The following is a 20,081-nucleotide window of genomic DNA, read 5'->3' as shown; positions in this document are numbered from 1 at the left end:
ATAGTCAATAGTGAAACCTTCGAGATCTTAACTGCCTTACCAGTTTGTCAGAACTGCATTTTAATTCGTGTAATCAGTGTTTAAAAATTTCCGTGTAAGAAACATCACTTCCCAGCAACTGATCTTCATCGTGCTGGTGGTGCTTTGCCTTACCCCCTGGATAACCCCGCCCATGGCATTGTTGCTGGGTTTGATGGTAGCGCAGTTTATCGGGCACCCGTTTTTACACCTCAACCAAAAAGCTACCAGCAGGCTGCTGCAGTTTTCGGTCATCGGGCTTGGATTCGGGATGAATGTAAAGAGTGCCTTGCAAGCCGGCAAAGAAGGATTCTTGTTTGCAGTCGCGTCTATACTCGGCACTTTGATACTCGGTTATTTTCTCGGAAAGCTTTTAAAGGTAGAGCAGAAGACCTCTTTACTGATCTCTTCGGGAACGGCGATTTGTGGCGGAAGCGCCATCGCCGCACTCTCCCCCATTCTTGAAGCGGAAGAAAACCAGATCTCTGTGGCCCTTGGCACCATCTTCATTTTAAATGCCGTGGCCCTGTTCATTTTTCCCGTGATCGGTCATGCACTGAACCTTACCGAACACCAGTTTGGATTGTGGTGCGCCATCGCCATACACGACACCAGTTCTGTGGTGGGCGCCGCCGGAAAATATGGACCACAGGCGCTGGAGACCGCTACTACTGTAAAGCTTTCCCGGGCATTATGGATCATTCCCATTGCCATCGGCGCCAGCATATTGCTCAAAAACGACGCAAAAAAAATCAAGATACCTTACTTCATCGGGTTGTTCATCCTTGCCATGCTGCTCAACTCCTATGTGCCCGCCATAACAAAAATATCCTTTTACATCACCGGCATAGCAAAAACGGGACTCACCCTCACCTTATTTTTAATTGGTGCAGGCTTGTCCCGTAAAGTATTGACATCAGTGGGTTTGAAGCCACTACTACAAGGCATCTTGTTGTGGCTAGTGATCTCATCAGGAGCATTGTACGCCATCCGTTCTTTTGCCGGATAATATATCATCCTGTGAGAAAGTAATTTACAGATACCGGTTATCCACCAGCCATTTCACCACACGTTTCAATGCGAATTGATGCTGATCGATGCTGGCATCACCAATAATGATCTTATCTTTTGTTGGCAAAGGCACCACACGTTTCAGATTATCCTTTGAGGTAAACACTTCCATATTCTGCATGTTGTTGCCGCCGGCAAATGATATCTTGGCAACGATCACTCCCGATGGCAATGTAAATTCATAATAGTCTTGCCCGTTGCTGCTACCAGTTGGTTTGAAGCTGCCGATGATCTTGCCATCCTGCTCGATCGTTTTATCGGCCTTCAACGAGATCGGCCACGTGGTGTTCCTGTTTACAACCGTATAATCCACTGCTATCCTCGGACTGGCGCCTTTAGAAGCGATGAATTCCTTCACTTTATTATCATCCGTTTTGTCTTTCACCATGATGCCGCTGTTGCCCAGCAATTTGGCGAAACTTTTTTCCTGCCCAAGCGAATTCACTTTGAAGATGCCTACCTGGTTGGAAGTAAGAAAAGTAAGGCGATAGAATAAATAGGTATTGTCATTTTTATCCTGGTCAAATTCTGTGGCCACGGTGGCGATGATGACTTTTTCGCCTGCGAGGTTAAACACTTCGAAATTTTTGGTGAGCCCGAAGTTGGTCTTTTTGACCTCCACTTTGAGGTAATCATTTCCATCAACAATGATCATCCCTTTTTTGTAATCGACATCCTGGGCAGAAAGTGCAAAAGCCGCCAGCAGGAAAAAGCTGAGTAAAAACGTTCTCATCATAATAATTAGTTTTAATGAAGATAAAGCAAAATAGCTGCAAGCCAAAAGATGCCGCAGAATTACAAATTGCATAAGCGCTCTCAAATAACCTACCTTCCCCGTTCAAACAGCTTCATGCAAGAACACTTTGACCTCCTGATCGATTCTTTTCTCAACAATGATATCGGCATCGACACTTCCTTTTTAAATGATAAATTATCAAAAGGTTTACAACAAAATATAAAAGATCTGGAAAATGACAACAAGATGATCGCTGCCGGAGTGGGAAATGATGAAGTAAAAGACCATCATCAGAAAATGAGGGGCGACACAATTTACTGGATGGATAAAAGCCACGACAATATTTTCGAGCAGGAATTTTTACAGCTTGCCGAAGATTTTATCGGCCGCCTCAACAATACCTGCTACACGGGCATCAACGATTATGAGTTTCACTATGCCGTGTATGATGAAGGGAGTTTTTACAAACGACACCTTGATCAGTTCAAAAACGACGATAGCAGAAAATATTCATTGATCAGTTATCTCAATGACTATTGGAAAACAGAAGATGGAGGTCAGTTACTGCTTCATCATGAAAGTGGCCAGCAAAGTGTTTTACCGGAAGCCGGGACTACTGTATTTTTCAAAAGCAATGAGCTGGAACATGAAGTAACATTGACCAATCGCCGGAGAATGAGCATCAGCGGCTGGCTGAAGAGTAATTAGATGAGAGATAGAGATTAGGGTTTAGGGTTTAGGGTTCGCACCAATCGCTCCTCCTTAATCTCGAATGAAAATTAAATAACTGCTTTTATTTAACTTCGTAAACAGCCGTACGGTACGATTTATGTACCGTACGGTTATTCAAAAAGTTTAACGGATCAATCCTCTTTTAAAATACTTTCGAAAAGAACAGGTTTATCCTGTTTCCTGCAAGATCTTTTCCCTGGCAATATTTACAGGGTTTTGCTTTTTTGCGCCTGCACAAAAAAAAACTGCAGATACATCTTATATAAAACCTTTTGAAAAACGCAATACCATTGAATTATACACCGGTATTTCCAGCGCCGCACTCAACTTCAACGATCCCGGCGAACGCCTGCAGGATTTCCGCATGGTAGCCAACAGCAGCGCCTACACCGGGGTTTTCCTCAATTACAAATGGTTGTCGCTCGATTATTCGGTGGCTATCCCGGGTACACGCAGGGCAAAGGATATCAAATTAAAATATAAATCCTTCGCCTTCAATTTTTCCTGGAAACGCTGGAAATTCCACCCGTTTTATAATTCTTACAACGGCCTGCTGATACCAAAAGACAAATTCAATTCGGGCTTTGAAGCCTTTCGCAACATACAATACAGCAATGCCGGGTTGGATCTTTTTTATTATACCAACATCGCCCGTTTTTCGCCTGGAGCGGCAAATGCATTTTCGCAAAGGCAGATAAAAAGTGCAGGCTCATTGTTTTTCATGGCAACCCCGGTATGGCAAAAAATAAACTGGAAAGATCCTTCCAGGACGCTCATCAGCGATAGCGGAACTTACACCTTATTATCCGGCGATCCGCAATGGGTATCGCTGATAGCCCGTACAGGCTACCTGTATAATTTCAGCATGAAAAAAGGGAAATGGAACATCGTTCCTTCGGTTATGCTGGGCGCGGGCGCACTCAGGGAAATTGAAACCGGTAAAAAAGAGCTGCAGCTCGTATCGGATATCCAGGCTTCTGTGAACTTTGGATACAATAGCGCCAGCTTTTATGTTTACGGTCGTGCCTGGTGGGATAATCTGCAGACAAATTTCCTGATCAAAAGTATGAACCGTGTAAATTCAAATTTTTCCATTACAGCAGGTTACCGGTTCGCGGACTACAGGAAAAAATTCCTGAAAATTTTATAGCATAAAAATTCTGAATAATAAAGGATATTGCGCCCGCAATCAATACAGTATCAGAAATTCATGTCATCTATCCATCCATATATCACCCGCCTGATCCAATGCATCGACCTGGAAGAAAAAGAACAGGTTAGCCGCTACAGCCTTGATCAGCAGCACACGTTGCGTTCGCTCAAAGCTGAAGGCCTGGCGCTGCACCCCATCAGTGTTACAAGAAAAAATTTCGGTTATGCCGATTACCCGGAGATCAGCTTCCGCCTGAATTTCCCTGCAGACACGGGCATGTTCAGGGACGGATCGGCCATCGAATGTTTTACCGCCGGGCAGGAACCGGTAAAAGGGGTGCTTATGAACCTTGAAGGAAGAAGCGGGGAGTTCAGGTTATTCGCTCCCGATTTTCCGGATTGGATAGAAGACGATAGCGTGGGTATAAAACTGGCCCCTGATCAGCGCACGACGGGCATCATGAAAACAGCGCTGAAGGAATTGCCCGCCCATCCACGATTGTATCAGTTGTTTGAACAATTGCATGGAGAAATACAAGTTCACGAAAAATCACCCCGTGCAACAATTTCCTCCATCGGCTTTACCAATAAAACGCTGAATGAAAGCCAGCACCAGGCGATTGCAGGAATTGCAGAAAACGAAACGATCACAATAGTGCATGGCCCGCCGGGTACAGGAAAAACGACCACTTTGATCGAAGCCATCGTGCAGCTGGTGAAAAATGGAGAAAAGGTATTGGTATCTGCGCCAAGTAACACCGCGGTGGATAATATCGCAAAAGGCCTGATAGCACAGCAACTGAAAGTATTGAGGGTAGGCAATACCAGCAAAGTGGATGAAGCTGTTTTTCCTTTTACCCCCGAAGGGAAATTATCAGGCGGCAAACAATTGAAAGAAATAAAAGACCTGAAGATCCGGGCAGAACAATTTCGCAAGATGGCGTTGAAATATAAAAGAAGTTTTGGCAAAGCCGAAAGGGAACAACGCAATCTACTTTTTAAAGAAGTAAAAAATATCCGTACAGAAATAAAAAAACTGCAGGCGTACAACGAAGAAAAATTATATACGGATGCTTCGGTGATATTGGGCACACCGGTCGGACTGTACGATGCCAAACTGAACAAACTTAATTTTCAAACATTGGTGATCGATGAAGCCGGGCAATGCATTGAACCCCTGGCCTGGTGTATCTTTCCGCTGGCCGAAAGATATGTACTCGCGGGCGATCATTTTCAGCTCCCCCCTACCGTGCTCAGCCATGAGGCCGCCAGACTCGGCCTTAACCGCTCGATACTGGAAGCATGTATCCCTGTTGTGAACAATATCTTTTTACTCGATACCCAATACAGGATGCGTGCATCCATCGCTGGCTTTTCGAGTAATTATTTTTATAAAGACCTGTTGCAAACCGCATCACATCTTACCAACAATGCTACACATATCACTTTTGTGGATACTGCCGGATCCGGCTACAATGAAGAGCGTGGCAGTGATGGCACCAGCCTGCAGAATGAAGGCGAACTAAGGATCATACAAAAACTGGCAGAGACCGAAAACGTGGATCTGGTGAGGGCTGCGCTCATTTCGCCTTATGCCGGACAAGTGGCTGCAGCCAGGGAATTATTCCCGGCGCAATTGCGTATCAGCACCATCGATAGTTTCCAGGGACAGGAGAAAGAGATCATCTTCCTTTCGTTGGTTCGCAGCAACGATGATGGCGATATCGGTTTTTTAAAAGATTACCGGAGGATGAATGTCGCCATTACAAGAGCTAAAGAACAATTGTTTGTGATCGGCGACAGCGCTACCATCGGCGCAGATCCTTTCTACAACAGCTTCCTGGAGTATATTGAAAAGAACGGAAGCTATCGCACCGTATGGGAGTTTGACAATTAAGAATTAAGAATGTAGCGAAGATGAGGCAGGGATCAATCGCATTATTAATTCTTAATTTTTAATTATTAATTTCTTTCTAAGATCAGGTAAAAACGCGGTGATGATGCCTAACAGCGGCAGGTATGCGCAAATGCTGAATACATAAGCCACGCTGGTGTGATCCGCCAGTTTTCCCAGCAAAGCCGATCCCAACCCGCCCATACCAAATGCGAAACCGAAGAACAAACCCGACACCATCCCTATCTTTCCCGGAAGTAATTCCTGTGCGTACACGAGGATGGCGGAAAATGCGGAAGCGATGATCAATCCTATCACGGCAGCCAGGATGCCCGTCCAGAAAAGGTTAGCGTACGGTAATAATAATGTAAACGGCGCAGCACCAAGAATGGATATCCATATGATGATCTTCCGTCCGAATTTATCACCCAGCGAACCACCCAATAAAGTACCTGCCGCCACTGCCCCGAGAAATATGAAAAGGTAGAATTGAGATTGCTGTACTGTGACGTGAAATTTATCGATCAGGTAAAAAGTAAAATAACTCGTCATGCTGGCGAGGTAAAAATATTTAGAGAAGATCAACACCAGCAGGATCACAACGGATATGACCACTTTATTTTTAGACAGGTGCAACATACCTTCAGTGCTTTTGGATCTGTTCGTTTGACGAAGTATGAGATGGTCCTTATACCATTTACCCACCCGTATCAAAACGAATATACCTATCAAAGCGGCAATATTGAACCATAAAAGATTGTGCAGTCCGAATGGGGCCACAATCAATGCCACCAGCAGCGGACCGATGGCGCTACCACCATTGCCCCCCAATTGAAAAATAGATTGTGCCAATCCACGTTTTCCGCCGGAGGCATAATAAGAAACCTTCGACGCTTCCGGATGAAAAATGGAAGAACCAATACCCACCAGCCCCACTGCCACCAGGATGCTTTCGTAACCGAACGAGTACGCCAGCAAAATGATACCGGTAAGCGAAAACAACATCGCGATGACAAAAGAATATGGCTGCGGGCGTTTGTCGGTATAATTCCCTACAAAAGGTTGCAGTATGGATGCCGTCAGCTGAAATACGAACGTGATCATCCCCACCTGCGAAAAGTTAAGCTGGTAGCGGCTTTTCAACATCGGGTATACAGAAGTGATAGTAGCCTGCATCATATCGTTCAGCAGATGGCTGAAACTGATGGCAAAAAGTATAGGAAAAACGGTTGTGTTTACAATGGTTTTGGCAATAGGTGCTTCTGTCCGTAATGTAGTGGTATTATTCATGATCCATCCTGGTTTAAAGTTCCGGCAAACAACCGAATCATGGTAAGCCGCAAATTTACGACAATAAATATGACATGAAGCATTTTTATATTTCGCCAAAACTAATGCAAAAAACATAGTTTTGGCGAAATATAAAAATTCAGGAAATAAGAGATATTTACTTTAGCGGATATCGGCAGCAATAAAAAAAAGATATCTTATTCTGCCAAAACCCATCTTTTAACACCAGTTCTGGCAGAATATAAAATAATTGATAAATAAATCAATATGAAGAATATCATAGGCAGGGTTGAAGAAAAAGAACATTTGAAAAATATTCTCGGGTCGAATGAACCTGAGCTGGTGGCGGTTTACGGCCGGCGACGAGTTGGGAAGACTTTCCTTATCACGAATATATTCGAAAAAGAACTCGTGTTTGAATTATCAGGTATTCATAACGCCTCATTGCACCAGCAGCTGGAAAATTTTTCATTTGCAATGGCAAAAGCGACTTCAAAAAAGAAAAGTACGATCCCGGCTAATTGGATGGATGCCTTTGACATGTTGCAGGAATACCTGGTGCCGATAGTAAAGAAAAGAAGGACTGTAATTTTCATAGACGAATTCCCCTGGCTCAATACTCCCCGGTCGGGCTTCCTGCCGGCATTTGAAAATTTCTGGAATACGTGGGCATCCCGACAATACAACCTGGTGGTGATCATTTGCGGATCGGCTGCTTCATGGATGATCAATAAAGTGATCAATAGCCGTGGCGGCCTGCACAACAGGGTTACCCGAAAATTAAGATTACTGCCTTTCACCGTTGGTGAAACAGCCGACTTTCTGAAAGAAAGAAAAATAAATCTCGACCAGTACCAGGTGCTGCAGCTTTATATGGCCATGGGCGGGGTGCCACAATATCTTAAGGAAATCAATAAAGGAGAAAGTGCGGCACAAGCTATCGACAGGATATGTTTTACAAAAGAAGGATTGCTTTTCGAAGAATTTAAAAACCTTTACCATTCCTTGTTTGAAGACGCTTCCAATCACACGAATGTGATCCGGGCTTTAGCCAGGAAAGGGTCCGGACTTACCCGTTCGGCAATTATTGATGCCTGCAAACTCACTTCGGGCGGCGGTGCCACTCAATTGCTGGATGAACTGACTGAATCAGGATTCATAACACCTTATATTCCTTTTGACCGGACAGCAAAAGACAGCGTATATAAACTTACCGACGAATATTCCCATTTTTATGTAAAGTTCATCGAAAGCAGCCGTTCAACAGGAGCAGGCACATGGCTGAAATTTTCTACAGGCGCCTCCTGGAAAAGCTGGGCGGGAAACGCTTTTGAAAGCATTTGCATGAAACACACCCTGCAACTAAAAAAAGCGCTGGGCATTGAAAGTGTTTACACGGAAACTTCACTGTGGCGATATGCTCCCGATAAGCAAGAACAGGAAGGGGCGCAGATTGACCTGCTGATCGACCGTCAGGACAGGTGCATCAATATCTGCGAAATGAAATTTTCCATCATGGGGTTCGATATCAGCAAAGGATACGCAAAAGAGCTTGAAAACAAACTCAATGTATTCCGGCAACGAACCAAAACAAAAAAGACCTTATTCCTTACCATGGTAACCACTTATGGAGTAAAGAACAACCTGAATTATACGGGGCTTATACAAAATAATATCACCATGGAGTTCCTTTTCAGGTAATCAAAAACAACAGGATTACAGCTTATCAATAATGATTACATTGCAATAAAGATCACCCAAAAAAATGCCATGACAACAAGGAAAGATTTCATACGCTCTTCGGCCATCCTTACTGCTACATTTGCATTACAAAAACAGGAATTATTCGCCCGCGGATATTTCAATTTTGAAAGCAAAAGGCCATTGCCTGCCGACAGGCATTTTACCAGCGAAGCAGTAGAAAATATGATCCTGCGTATCAAAAAAGGATTGAAGAATAAAGAACTCGGCTGGCTTTTTGAGAACTGTTTTCCCAACACACTTGATACCACGGTTGATTTTGAAATGATCAACGGGCGCCCCGATACCTATGTGATCACCGGCGACATTGATGCCATGTGGCTCCGCGACAGCAGCGCACAAGTATGGCCCTACCTGGCTTTGATGAAAAACGATGCAAAACTTCAGCAGCTGATCGCAGGGGTGATCAACAGGCAGACCAACTGTATACACATCGATCCGTATGCGAATGCATTTTATAAAGATGAAACAAAAGTGAGTGAATGGAAATCGGATCTCACAGAAATGAAACCCGGCATCCATGAACGTAAATGGGAAATAGATTCGTTGTGTTACCCTATCCGGCTGGCGCACAAATACTGGAAACTGACAGGTGATACCAAACCCTTTGACAGCAAATGGAAAGCCGCTATCGCACTCACTTTAAAAACATTTAAAGAACAACAAAGAAAAAAAGATAGCGGGCCATATCATTTCATGCGTACCACTGCCTGGGCTACGGATGGCGTACCTATGGCGGGGTATGGTTACCCGGTAAAACCTGTAGGACTTATCTGCTCCGTATTCAGGCCTAGTGACGACAGTACGATCTATCCGTTTCTAATACCATCCAATTTTTTCGCGGTGGTCTCTTTAAGACAAGCCGCAGAAATGCTGAACAGGATCACTGGTGATGCTGCCATGGCAACAGAATGCATTTTACTCGCCAATGAAGTGGAAGCGGCGTTAAAAAAATATGCAACAGTCAATCATCCAACTGCTGGAAAAGTATACGCTTATGAAATAAACGGATTTGGTAGCTACAACCTCATGGATGATGCCAATGTGCCATCTTTATTATCGCTTCCTTATCTGGGTGCTATCGCAAAGAATGACGCGGTTTACCAGCAGACCAGGAAATTATTATTATCCCCGGAGAACCCGTTTTTCTTTAAAGGCAAAGCGGGTGAAGGTATTGGCGGCCCGCACTGCGGAATGGATATGATATGGCCGATCAGCATCACCATGCGTGCACTCACCAGCAACAACGATGCGGAAGTAAAATCATGCATTCAATCTTTAGTTGCCACCCACGACGGCACCGGCTTCATGCACGAATCTTTCCATAAAGACGATGCCGCGAAGTTTACACGCAAATGGTTCGCATGGGCAAACACTTTATTCGGCGAGCTCATCATGGAAACTTTTGAAAGAAACCCTTCTTTAATTTAATAATGGATAACGGAACAATGGATAATGGAATAATCGACAACTTACTCAATTTCTGAAAGTATCCGGATGATGAACATTATCCATTGTTCGGTTATACATTAAAAGGAACAACATGAAAATCAGAAATATAAAAAAGATCTTCTCCCTTGTCTCAGGACTTTCACTTTGTGTTTGTGTGAATGCTCAAAAAGAAAAAGACTATACAAAATTTGTAGATCCATACATCGGTACGGAAGGGCACGGACATGTTTTTTTAGGCGCCAGCACTCCATCGGGTGCAGTGCAACTTGGCCCGTCCAACATCATCCGGGGCTGGGATAAATTCGGTGGCTGGGATTGGTGCAGCGGTTATAATTATATCAGCAAAGAAATCCTTGGGTTTACACATACCCATCTCAGCGGCACCGGCATCGGCGACCTCAACGACCTGCTGATATTACCTGCCAACGGAAAACCTCAATTGAAACGTGCGGCTTTTGGTGATATGAATTCCGGCTACGGTTCTCCTTTTTCGCACAGCAATGAAATTGCACACCCGGGTTACTATAAAGTTTTTTTAGACAAATATAAAGTGACGGCAGAGCTGACAGCCAGTGACCGCGTGGGTTTCCATCAATATACTTTTCCGAAAAAAGCCGATGCGCATATCTTCATCGATCTTGCATTCGGAATGGGTTGGGATAGCCCGACGAAAACCTACATTAAAAAATTAAATGATTCTACTTTCAGCGGTTACCGTTTCTCTACCGGCTGGGCAAATGATCAGCGCCTGTATTTCTGCATTCGTGTATCGCGGCCTATCCAGCGGGCAGTGATTTATGACAGCACTACATCGGTATCGAATATGGAAGGAAATGGCAGACAGATAAAAGCCGTTTTATATTTTGATGCAGAAAAAGATCCGTTGATAAAATTGAAAGTTGGCATCTCGCCTGTCAGCATGGAGAATGCATCTGCGAATATCGATGCGGAAATACCGGGCTGGAATTTCAATGCTGTGGTAAAAGAAGCCACTGCAAAATGGAACCGCACATTAGGAAAGATCGATGTTTCAGCGGATGCTGCCACAAAAAAAATATTCTACACGGCCATGTACCATGCCAACATCGCCCCTGCTCTTTTCAACGATCACAATGGCCAATACATGGGTGCCGATAAAAAAAATTATCCTCCTCCGGGTTATAATACTTATTCGGTATTGTCCCTATGGGATACCTACCGCGGGCTGCACCCGCTGCGTACCATCACCGATCCCGGCATGGTAAATGAATATGTACGCACTATGCTGGCCATTTATCAGCAACAGGGTAAATTGCCGGTGTGGCATTTGCAAGGCAATGAAACCAACACGATGATCGGTTATCCTGCTGTGCCCGTAATTGTAGATGCGTACCTGAAAGGCTTCAGGAATTATGATGTGCATCTTGCTTACGAAGCGGTGAAACAATCGGCATTGCAGCACACAGACGGGCTTTCGTGGGTGAACAAACTGCGTTTTATTCCGGCAGACAGCATAGCAGAATCCGTTGCCAAAGCGCAGGAATACGCCATCAGCGACTGGTGTATTGCACAGATGGCAAAGGATCTCCGCAAAACGGATGACTATAGATTCTTTTCGCAGAGAGCTAAATTATACAGCCTGTATTTCGACAGCAGCATACAATTTATGAGGGGCCGGATGGGCGATGGCGGATGGCGCACACCTTTCAATCCATACAGCGCCGAGCACCGGGCAAATGATTATTGCGAAGGTAACAGCTGGCAATACACCTGGCTGGTGCCACAGGATGTAGAAGGATTAATCAGGCTTTTTGGTGGCGATGAACCATTTACTAAAAAGCTGGATTCTCTTTTCACTGTCACTTCCGTTTTACCAGGCAACACTTCTCCTGATATCTCCGGCATGATCGGGCAATATGCACATGGCAACGAGCCGGATCATCACATTGCCTATCTTTATAATTTTGCCGGGCAACCCTGGAAAACAGCCACCCTTATAAGAAAGATCACGGATACTTTTTATACTGCAAAACCTGATGGCCTTACTGGAAATGATGATGCAGGTGAAATGTCTGTGTGGTATATATTTTCTGCGATGGGCTTCTACCCTGTAAACCCTGCAAACGGTGTGTATGTGTTTGGATCACCACTGGTAAACAGTGCCAGCATTGAATTACCGGCCGGGAAAAAATTTAATATCACCGTAAAAAAACAAAGTAAAAAGAATAAATACATACAATATATCCTTCTTAACGGTAAGGCTTACACGAAATCTTACCTGCTGCATTCAACCATCGTGGCGGGTGGAGAAATGGAGATCGTGCTTGGTGAAAAACCATCTGCTACCTGGGGTGTAGCAAAAGAAGACAGACCTTATTCGGAAAAATAATTATAACCCGTTAAATAAAAAAATGAACCGGGAAAAGCCTCAGAATTTTATTGGAAGATTATTGCAGGCATTAGACGAACATTCCCACCAGCGTATTATTTCAAAAGGGGATTTTCTGACGAGGGAAGGAGAAGTGGAACGTCATCTCTATTACATCGTATCCGGTGCTGTGCGTGCATTCCTGCTAACTGAACACGAAGAGCAGATCATCCGTTTCGGGTACAAGGGCTCCTTTATCAATTCACTCTCTTCGTTCATGAGTGGCAGCCCATCGCCTCTTTACATAGAAGCCATCCGAAAAACAGTAGTTCGGGTGATCAGCAAAGAAGCGCTCGAAAATATCATTTACGAAAATGAAGAAAGCATGAAAGGGTATATCGCTTTGCTGGAAACCCTTGCTGTACAACAGATAGAACGCGAGATCGATATACTTACCGTATCGCCTTCGGAAAGATTGAAAAGGGTCTTGAAGCGCAGCCCCACACTCTTCCAGGAAGTTCCGCTAAAATACATCGCATCCTATTTGCGCATGACCCCGGAAACACTGAGCAGGATACGAAATTCTTGATCTCAATCAATGCCCATGAAAAAAGCTGTCTTCAATTTTGTATAAATAAATAAACATGAAAATTAAAATTGACAGACTTACAAAAGAATTGAATCTGCTCCTTGAAAAAGCGATCGCTGATGCAAAAACACTAAAAGGTTTTTCCGAAAAAGAATTAAATCAACGTGCGTCTGATACTTCGTGGAGCGCATTGGAGTGTATTCAACATCTCAATCTTTACGGAGATTTTTATTTACCTGAAATTGAAAAAACAATTGAACTCAAACGTTACCCTGCAGTTTATATGGAAGAATTTAAAACCGGCTGGCTTGGAAATTATTTTGCCAACCTGATGAAAGCAAGCAGTGGCAACATAAAAAAAATGAAATCCCCGAAAGATAAAAACCCGATACATTCTTCTTTGAACATTACTACTATCGACCGTTTTATCAAACAGTTGGAAAAAATGCAGGCTTTATTGTTACAGGCAAAAAAAGTGGATCTGGCTAAAACAAGAATCCCTACTTCATTATCGGCCATGATAAAATTAAAACTGGGCGATACTTTCCGTTTTCTCATTTACCATATCGAACGTCACATGCTCCAGGCGATGAAAGCTATAGAATAGGCGATCCGGGCGGGCAATCGATAGCCACCTGGCAGGCGTGAAAAATATCAGCATCAATCAGCTGTAAATCATGTAACTAAGCCGTCGTATATTGTTCGAAGGAAAAAACAAGCTTCATTTGGCATGTATCTTTCCGCTTATATGGTGAGTTGGTTGGTAAAACAATCCGTCCAATACTTATAAAGAATCATACCACCGTTCTATCCTGAATTCACCCATCCGATATCAATCAACTCTTTTTAATTATTCCACGGATTCCGTGATACTTTTCCATCTTTTGCCGCATACTTTTTTTAACTCCGTAAATGCTTCTATCATTTTCCAGGCTTCATTCGCTTTCATATCTATTCCCCAGGAAGAATCGCCACGGGAGATCTTCAGTTGACCATTTTCGTACCTGAAATCTTTTTCGATCACACGTTTGATGATCTCAAAACCAACCAGCACATTTCCATCCGCATCTTCAATCGTCACTTCACCCGGCTCGGTGATCTGCACGGAAGCGATCTTTTTCTTTTGTGTGTCGGCACTGTTGTAAGCATTCAGTTGCTTGCCCATGAGGCCTTTTTTAAGTACTTCCTGCGTCTCGTTGAAACTTTTGTTTTGTGCAGAACCGGAATATCCGGACACCAGTAATATCAATATGTAAAGGAACGTCCTCATGTAATTTTTTTGAAGTTGATAATAGGGGCTCCTCGGGGTGGGTTTACTACATGGGGATATAGGGAAGTGCAATTTAGTAAAAAGTTTTAAAAACCATCCGTGATATTTTACATGCCCGGGAGCGATCTGCGCTATTGACTTGCATCAATTTGTGTAAAAAATAATATCTGTTAAGTAGTGTTATTCCGGTCGTTATAAAACTGGTGAAGAATTTGCAGTAAACTCATCTGTCCAGCAAACCTCTTTTCTTTTAACTTTGTAACTATCACATTATGAAGAAGAACGAACAAAAAGAAGCTGCTGCAAAACGGTCTCTTGAACTTATTACCAACTTTTTTAACCAGATCCATCCGCTTACGGATGACCTGATACGGGAACTTGCTACACACACATTTCCCCTTTCTGTAGAGAAAGGAAAATTATTGGTAAAGCCTTCGGAAGAAAATAAATTCTTTTACTTTATCGTAAAAGGCGTGGTGCGTAGTTTCATCCGCCAGGATGCCAAAGAGATCACTACGTGGATCAATATCGAAAACAGTATTGTGAGTTCCATCCGTAACCTGGGCATCAAGACCTGGTCGGGCGAATACCTACAGACACTGGAAGCCTGCGACCTGATAGCCATACCGGCCGATGCACTGCAACGGGTGTATGATACTTATCCCGAAGCAAATTTTTATGGCCGCATCATCATCGAAGATTGTTATCGCTCTTCCGAAGAACGTGCTTATATCAGCCGTATTCCTTCGGCATTAAAAAGGTTGAAACATTTTGAAAATACCCATGGGTTTTTATTGAACAGGATACCGCTGAAATATATCGCATCGTACCTGGGCATCACGCTGGAAACCCTGAGCAGGCTGCGTGCTAAAAAATAAGGAATAAGAAATATTCAATAATAAATAAGGAAGTGTGTGAACGTTCTAAATTTGAAACCTTGTGACGTTCACACAGTTCCTTATTTTATGTTTTCTCTTCCTTATTGGGGCAATGGGGATAATGGGTGAATGGTTCCGCACTTATTCCACATTTACCTTTTTATACAATCCTGTAATTTCGCCTTGACCTACCACATGCCCTTCCATGGCTTTTTTTAAGGCTTCTTTACCAGAGTTCTTGTCGAGCTCAAGTTTACTGTCGAGCGCATACAGCATGAAGCGGTATCGATGGGTGCCATAAGGCGGACAAGGTCCGATGTACTGATTGCTACCCCTGCTGTTCAATCCCTGGATACCCGGCGACGTATTTTCCTGGATCAGTTGGGTAGGCCTGATATTCCACATCACCCAATGGTCAAACGTACCTTTCGGAGCATCGGGATCTTCCATGATCAGGGCCAGCGCTTTCGTCTCTTTCGGTAGATTTTTAACCAGCAAAGGTGGATTGATATTTTCGCCTTCGCAGGAAAAGCGGGAAGGCATCATGGCGCCATTCTTGAACGCCGGGCTACTGATGTGTACAGTTGCGTTAGAAACTAAGCTCATTAGATGAAATATTAAAAACGGTTTATCCGATAAAGTATTCTACTCAATTTATATACCGTTAAATTACTTCTCTGCCGAAAAATGCCCAAAGGCCACCCATTAAATCTTCATTATATAAATATGAAAATGAAATTAACGGAACAGAAACATTTTATCTGCTACACATCTGATGAGACCATTGGTGTTACCCGGGGAAAATACTTTTGCCTCCGGCGAAAACTACAGATTGGGAAATCTGCACATCAGCATGGCCGGTGGTTGTACCAAAAAATCCACAACAGCAACTTTATATCCGCTAGATAAATTTTGGTAAAGAAATTGTTTTACTCCCGTAAAACAAACTGATATGAACCAAGCCGCATTGCAAGTTGCCAAAGCTAAAAAAATACTGATTGTAGAAGACGAAGGTGATATCTGCCTTCTCCTGAACATCATCCTCAATGGTGAGCAAACAGATATTGACCACGTAAACAGCATCGCCAAAGCGAAAACTTATTTACAGAAAGAACAACCGTCGCTGATCATGCTCGACAATAAGCTTCCCGATGGACTGGGGATCGATTTCATCGAATACATAAAACAGCATTATCCCGCTATCAAAATACTGATGATCTCCGGTTTCGGTACTTCCGCCCGCGACCTTGCCATTAGCAATGGTGCGGATCATTTCATCGAAAAACCTTTCACTAAGCAGCAGGTATCACAATCGGTACAGGCGCTGCTGATCTAATATACATCTTGAGCAAAAAGAAAGCCCCGGAATAGATTCCGGGGCTTTCTTTTTGCTCAATTACGAATTACGAATTACGAATGATTACATACGGTTTGATAACCTTAATTATAACAGGATTTTCAATATCCTGAAACGCTAAAATTTAATTCGTAATTCGTAATTCGTAATTCATAATTCGTAATTTACAATTTATAGGCAATCCCCGGCAATATCTTCCCCTGCACATTTCCCATCTGAAAAACGATCCTGTTGCGTTTGTTCCTTTTGATTTTTTCTTTGAGCTCGCCGGATTGTATCAGTTGGTAGCGGTGGTAATTATTTACGATCTGCCTTCCTGTGAGGAAGCCCAGTACGGCCCCGGCAAATACATCGGAGATCCAGTGTTTATTTTCGGTGAGCCTGCTCAAGCCTATCAGGGTGGCAGCACTGTATGATACGATGGGCACCCACTTCGTGTCTTTGTATTCCCTGGCAAATACGGTGGCGGCGGCAAACGCAACGGTGGCATGCCCGCTGGGAAAGGAACTGTTGATCTTATTTCCCTGGATATCATAATGGCCTTTGGCAAACGGGCCGTAAAACCGGTTACTGTTGGTACCATCCGCATTGTAAAAATTCGGACGCCTGCGCCCGCTGAGAAATTTCAACGCTGTTTCCACCACGGCGCCGGTAAGATATGCCTGTGTGGCCAGCAAAGTAGTGGTCTTTAACTTTTGATTATTTACAATGAAAGCGTATCCACCGATCACCGAAAGAGTGATGGTTTCATAAGTTCCGCTGATGTTCGTAAGATATTTACTGGTGGTGGTGATGCCCCGCCTGTCGCGGGTAACATCAGAAACCCACTTGCTCACCGGTTTATCTGCCAGCGTAAGCAACGCCGTAGTAGCGGCAAATGCTCCCACTTTCAGCCAGTCTTTTTTGGTGGCATGAAATGGAGAGGTAAATTGCTGCTTCAGGTTGCTCCCCAATAAAATAAAGTAAGTCTTTACCCCCAGTGTCGTCTTTTTATTATATGCCGTGGGATTTGTATTGATGGTAGCTTTCCCGCTATCAATCTGTTTTTGTTGAAGACTGTCCAGCTTTTTGATCAATGTATCCGCTTTAACCGGCTCCTGCGTATAACCATACACATTGAGGATCAATAACCAACCAAACAGGACACAAACCTTCATAGACGACTTTATTCAGGGTAAACAATTAATAAGCCAATTTGTGAGAACCGTTGCTGAATGCTGGTTGCTGACATTGAAGTAGTGAATAGTCAATAGTGAAACCTTTGAAGTTCTTTATGTAATCTTCAGCGCTAAAATCTATTCCTTATTTCCGGTGGTCATTGATCGGTTGTCGGTCATCGGTGGTATGTCGTCTACCCTTATTCTGTAACATTTTTCATTCCCTGCGTATATAAAATACAACACCAGGAAAACAACATCCGTTTGGGGATGGTGCCTACCTGGTGAAGATTGAACAATGCTAGCACACCTTGCAGGGTGAGGGGCTGTCCGTTTCCACGGACGGCCTCTTTTTACTGATCACTGAGATATAATCGGTAAAGATATAGCCGGTTATTCTTTTAAAAAGAAGACCTAAGGTAACAATAAACCGTTGTTTATTTAATGAACTTCCATGTTGTTGCCGTTTTCCCATCTTTTATCTGTAAAATATAAATACTTCCGGGATTCAGCATATTAATAGATACAACTGCGTTGCCATTATTCAAAACATTGGCCTGGAACCTATCCGTATAAAGTTTTCTGCCGGAAAAATCAATGATTTCAATAAGGACGTCTTGCTCTACCCGATTATCTGACCTGATATACAATGCATTTAAATTAGCAGCCGGACGATATACAAAAAAGCGTTCCCTGTTATTCCGTTGCTTCGTGATAAGGACGACTGAAGAGTAAGAGTACAAACCGTCTATATCTTCCATTTTCAAACGATAGTAAGAAGGAAGGCTGTTAGGAATATTATTGTCTGCAAATTGATATTGATGGTTGCCGGGTAAATTTTTAGCGGGGATGGTTCCTACCGAAGAGAAATCCAAGGCATTTTCAGATCTTTCGATCACAAATCGCTTAACATTTATTTCTTCCGCCGTAGACCATGTGAGGTTGTTGGCCTGAGGTGCCGCTTTTCCTTCGAATGACAGTAGCCTGAGTGGTAAAATGCCAATTGAAAATGTACATGTAGGAGGAAGCGTGTAATTGGTAAAATCCTGGATACTCCAGTTTGCAGGAGTGTTGATAGATGTACGAATACTGGCCAGTGTTGCACCCGTGGCACCTGTACAGTTATATCGGCCATTATCCTTTTCGGAAGTTCCAATGTTTGGATCAGGCGCTACGCAATTTACCCCACTTGTCAGGCCCGGAGGCACATCGCTCCTGTTTTGTGTGAACGTAGTTCCTGCTGCTATATTATCCCATCCCGCCTGGGTTGCAGTTGGATCACTGTTCATGTGAATGGCCGAAATGAAGGTAGGGCTTGCAGAAGTTCCCGTGTAAGCCAATATCTGGTCACCGGCCTGGGTTAAAATAAAATTGCTGAAGCCGCCCGCAATACTACCTGCTGACAGAGACACAATAGAGTTACCGGCGGCACTAACCCTTATATAAACCTGTGTAAACCGCGCCATGGCAGTAGTGGAGGTCCAAACCAGCGTACCTTCTATAGTATTTAATGAGTTGATCCCCGCGATCTTGTAGCCGTTATCTGTAAAGTTGATCGTTGTGCCCGCCGCGATATTGACTAAGAGAATAAAAGAAAAGTCGTTTTGCAACGTACCACTATTGTTGGAGTTATAGCCTGTAAAGGCAATGTCGCCGGCAACAAGTTGACTCTTAGCGGAAAAAGAACAGAGTAAACAAAAGGCCAGTGCGATAATTTTCATACGATTGAATAGAGTTGGATTCATTGGTTTAGTTTAAGTATATCGAAGATATATTAAATATTTTTTTGAGAAAAAAATTCCTGGATCAGCGATAGGTTATTTAGCTGCGTTTATTTCAGTTGTTTAAAGCGCATATTCCTGAAAAACCCCGATGTCTTCACTTATTTTTTTGTTTAGAATTTTGCACAGTCAGTGTAACCTTACTGAACGCAATAAGTGCTTCATACATTGAATAGTCGCTTTCTTAAGATTTTTCTCACGGATCAATGCTTCTTTTTTGGTGGAGAATACTTCTACGTACACTAATTCCCAGGGAATCTTATTTCTTGTATAAGCAGATTCCCCGTTATTATGTTGTATCAACCGCTGAGCCGGATTTTCAGTATACCCTTTATAAAAAGATTGGTCAACATCGCTGCGGAGTATATAAACGTAGTACATAGGTCGAAGATGAAAAAAACAAAAAAGCCACCTCTTTTGAAGAGATGGCTTTTAGCGGACCGGACGGGACTCGAACCCGTCCCCACAGTACTGTGGGGATGACAGGGCTGCATTCTAACCAAACTGCCCGACAATATTTTTGGGGTGACTTATCAGTGACTCAATACGCTGGTGCGTCGCTTTCTTAAGATTTTTTTCACGGATCAATGCTTCTT

Annotated in this window: 18 protein-coding genes; 11 read left to right on the top strand and 7 right to left on the bottom strand. The window is 43.4% G+C overall.

The genetic code is table 11. The features are described from left to right. The first annotated feature begins 76 nt into the window (after positions 1-76). Positions 77-1,027 (top strand): putative sulfate exporter family transporter, encoded by a 951-nt coding sequence (locus EGI32_RS09150; protein WP_255155091.1) that lies wholly within the window; start codon positions 77-79, stop codon positions 1,025-1,027. 24 nt (positions 1,028-1,051) lie between these two features. Here the strand turns inward: EGI32_RS09150 and EGI32_RS09145 are convergent, their stop codons facing one another. Continuing rightward, positions 1,052-1,825, bottom strand: a complete 774-nt coding sequence (locus tag EGI32_RS09145) for a hypothetical protein (protein ID WP_255155090.1) — start codon at positions 1,823-1,825, stop codon at positions 1,052-1,054. A 114-nt stretch (positions 1,826-1,939) separates the two neighbouring features. Between EGI32_RS09145 and EGI32_RS09140 the strand changes: the two genes are divergently transcribed. From EGI32_RS09140 to EGI32_RS09130, 3 genes are all read left to right on the top strand, one after another. Next, complete coding sequence (locus EGI32_RS09140) at positions 1,940-2,533, top strand: 2OG-Fe(II) oxygenase (protein ID WP_255155089.1); 594 nt, start codon at positions 1,940-1,942, stop codon at positions 2,531-2,533. Between the two features lie 154 nt (positions 2,534-2,687). Next, positions 2,688-3,707, top strand: a complete 1,020-nt coding sequence (locus EGI32_RS09135; RefSeq protein ID WP_369681645.1) for a DUF4421 family protein — start codon at positions 2,688-2,690, stop codon at positions 3,705-3,707. A 60-nt stretch (positions 3,708-3,767) separates the two neighbouring features. Further along, positions 3,768-5,606 (top strand): AAA domain-containing protein, encoded by a 1,839-nt coding sequence (locus EGI32_RS09130; protein ID WP_255155088.1) that lies wholly within the window; start codon positions 3,768-3,770, stop codon positions 5,604-5,606. Positions 5,607-5,657: 51 nt separating this feature from the next. On the opposite strand, the gene EGI32_RS09125 is transcribed toward EGI32_RS09130, so the two are convergent. Beyond that, on the bottom strand, positions 5,658-6,893 hold the full coding sequence (locus EGI32_RS09125) for an MFS transporter (RefSeq protein WP_255155087.1): 1,236 nt from the start codon (positions 6,891-6,893) through the stop codon (positions 5,658-5,660). A gap of 267 nt (positions 6,894-7,160) precedes the next feature. Here EGI32_RS09125 and EGI32_RS09120 point away from each other — a divergent pair, with 267 nt between their 5' ends. From EGI32_RS09120 to EGI32_RS09100, 5 genes are all read left to right on the top strand, one after another. Then, positions 7,161-8,594, top strand: coding sequence for an ATP-binding protein (locus EGI32_RS09120; protein ID WP_255155086.1), 1,434 nt, complete (start codon positions 7,161-7,163; stop codon positions 8,592-8,594). A 69-nt stretch (positions 8,595-8,663) separates the two neighbouring features. Beyond that, positions 8,664-10,085 (top strand): glycoside hydrolase family 125 protein, encoded by a 1,422-nt coding sequence (locus EGI32_RS09115; RefSeq protein WP_255155085.1) that lies wholly within the window; start codon positions 8,664-8,666, stop codon positions 10,083-10,085. 112 nt (positions 10,086-10,197) lie between these two features. Next, positions 10,198-12,474, top strand: a complete 2,277-nt coding sequence (locus tag EGI32_RS09110; protein WP_255155084.1) for a GH92 family glycosyl hydrolase — start codon at positions 10,198-10,200, stop codon at positions 12,472-12,474. A gap of 22 nt (positions 12,475-12,496) precedes the next feature. Further along, positions 12,497-13,042, top strand: a complete 546-nt coding sequence (locus tag EGI32_RS09105; RefSeq protein ID WP_255155083.1) for a Crp/Fnr family transcriptional regulator — start codon at positions 12,497-12,499, stop codon at positions 13,040-13,042. 55 nt (positions 13,043-13,097) lie between these two features. After that, positions 13,098-13,649 carry a DinB family protein gene (locus EGI32_RS09100; RefSeq protein ID WP_255155082.1) on the top strand — a complete coding sequence of 184 codons (552 nt, stop codon included), beginning with the start codon at positions 13,098-13,100 and terminating at the stop codon, positions 13,647-13,649. Between the two features lie 243 nt (positions 13,650-13,892). Here the strand turns inward: EGI32_RS09100 and EGI32_RS09095 are convergent, their stop codons facing one another. Then, on the bottom strand, positions 13,893-14,312 hold the full coding sequence (locus tag EGI32_RS09095) for a hypothetical protein (RefSeq protein ID WP_255155081.1): 420 nt from the start codon (positions 14,310-14,312) through the stop codon (positions 13,893-13,895). A gap of 272 nt (positions 14,313-14,584) precedes the next feature. Between EGI32_RS09095 and EGI32_RS09090 the strand changes: the two genes are divergently transcribed. Beyond that, on the top strand, positions 14,585-15,190 hold the full coding sequence (locus tag EGI32_RS09090) for a Crp/Fnr family transcriptional regulator (RefSeq protein ID WP_255155080.1): 606 nt from the start codon (positions 14,585-14,587) through the stop codon (positions 15,188-15,190). Positions 15,191-15,331: 141 nt separating this feature from the next. Here the strand turns inward: EGI32_RS09090 and EGI32_RS09085 are convergent, their stop codons facing one another. Beyond that, complete coding sequence (locus EGI32_RS09085; protein ID WP_255155079.1) at positions 15,332-15,796, bottom strand: YbhB/YbcL family Raf kinase inhibitor-like protein; 465 nt, start codon at positions 15,794-15,796, stop codon at positions 15,332-15,334. A 346-nt stretch (positions 15,797-16,142) separates the two neighbouring features. Here EGI32_RS09085 and EGI32_RS09080 point away from each other — a divergent pair, with 346 nt between their 5' ends. Continuing rightward, positions 16,143-16,526: a response regulator gene (locus EGI32_RS09080; protein ID WP_255155078.1), complete on the top strand. Its 384-nt coding sequence runs from the start codon at positions 16,143-16,145 to the stop codon at positions 16,524-16,526. Between the two features lie 185 nt (positions 16,527-16,711). Here EGI32_RS09080 and EGI32_RS09075 read toward each other — a convergent pair whose 3' ends face one another. The 3 genes from EGI32_RS09075 to EGI32_RS21315 all read right to left on the bottom strand — a co-directional run bounded on the left by EGI32_RS09075 (position 16,712) and on the right by EGI32_RS21315 (position 19,866). Beyond that, the gene (locus tag EGI32_RS09075) at positions 16,712-17,704 is read right to left on the bottom strand and encodes a phosphatase PAP2 family protein (RefSeq protein WP_255155077.1); all 993 of its coding nucleotides are present in this window, start codon (positions 17,702-17,704) and stop codon (positions 16,712-16,714) included. Between the two features lie 437 nt (positions 17,705-18,141). Further along, positions 18,142-19,449 carry a T9SS type A sorting domain-containing protein gene (locus EGI32_RS09070; protein ID WP_255155076.1) on the bottom strand — a complete coding sequence of 436 codons (1,308 nt, stop codon included), beginning with the start codon at positions 19,447-19,449 and terminating at the stop codon, positions 18,142-18,144. 165 nt (positions 19,450-19,614) lie between these two features. After that, complete coding sequence (locus EGI32_RS21315) at positions 19,615-19,866, bottom strand: GIY-YIG nuclease family protein (RefSeq protein ID WP_369681644.1); 252 nt, start codon at positions 19,864-19,866, stop codon at positions 19,615-19,617. Positions 19,867-20,081 lie beyond the last annotated feature (215 nt).

The organism is Ferruginibacter sp. HRS2-29, from assembly GCF_024343615.1.
Taxonomy (GTDB): Bacteria; Bacteroidota; Bacteroidia; order Chitinophagales; family Chitinophagaceae; genus Ferruginibacter.
The sequence above is the reverse complement of the archived record's forward strand: the minus strand, read 5'-3'. Positions and strand labels throughout refer to the sequence as shown.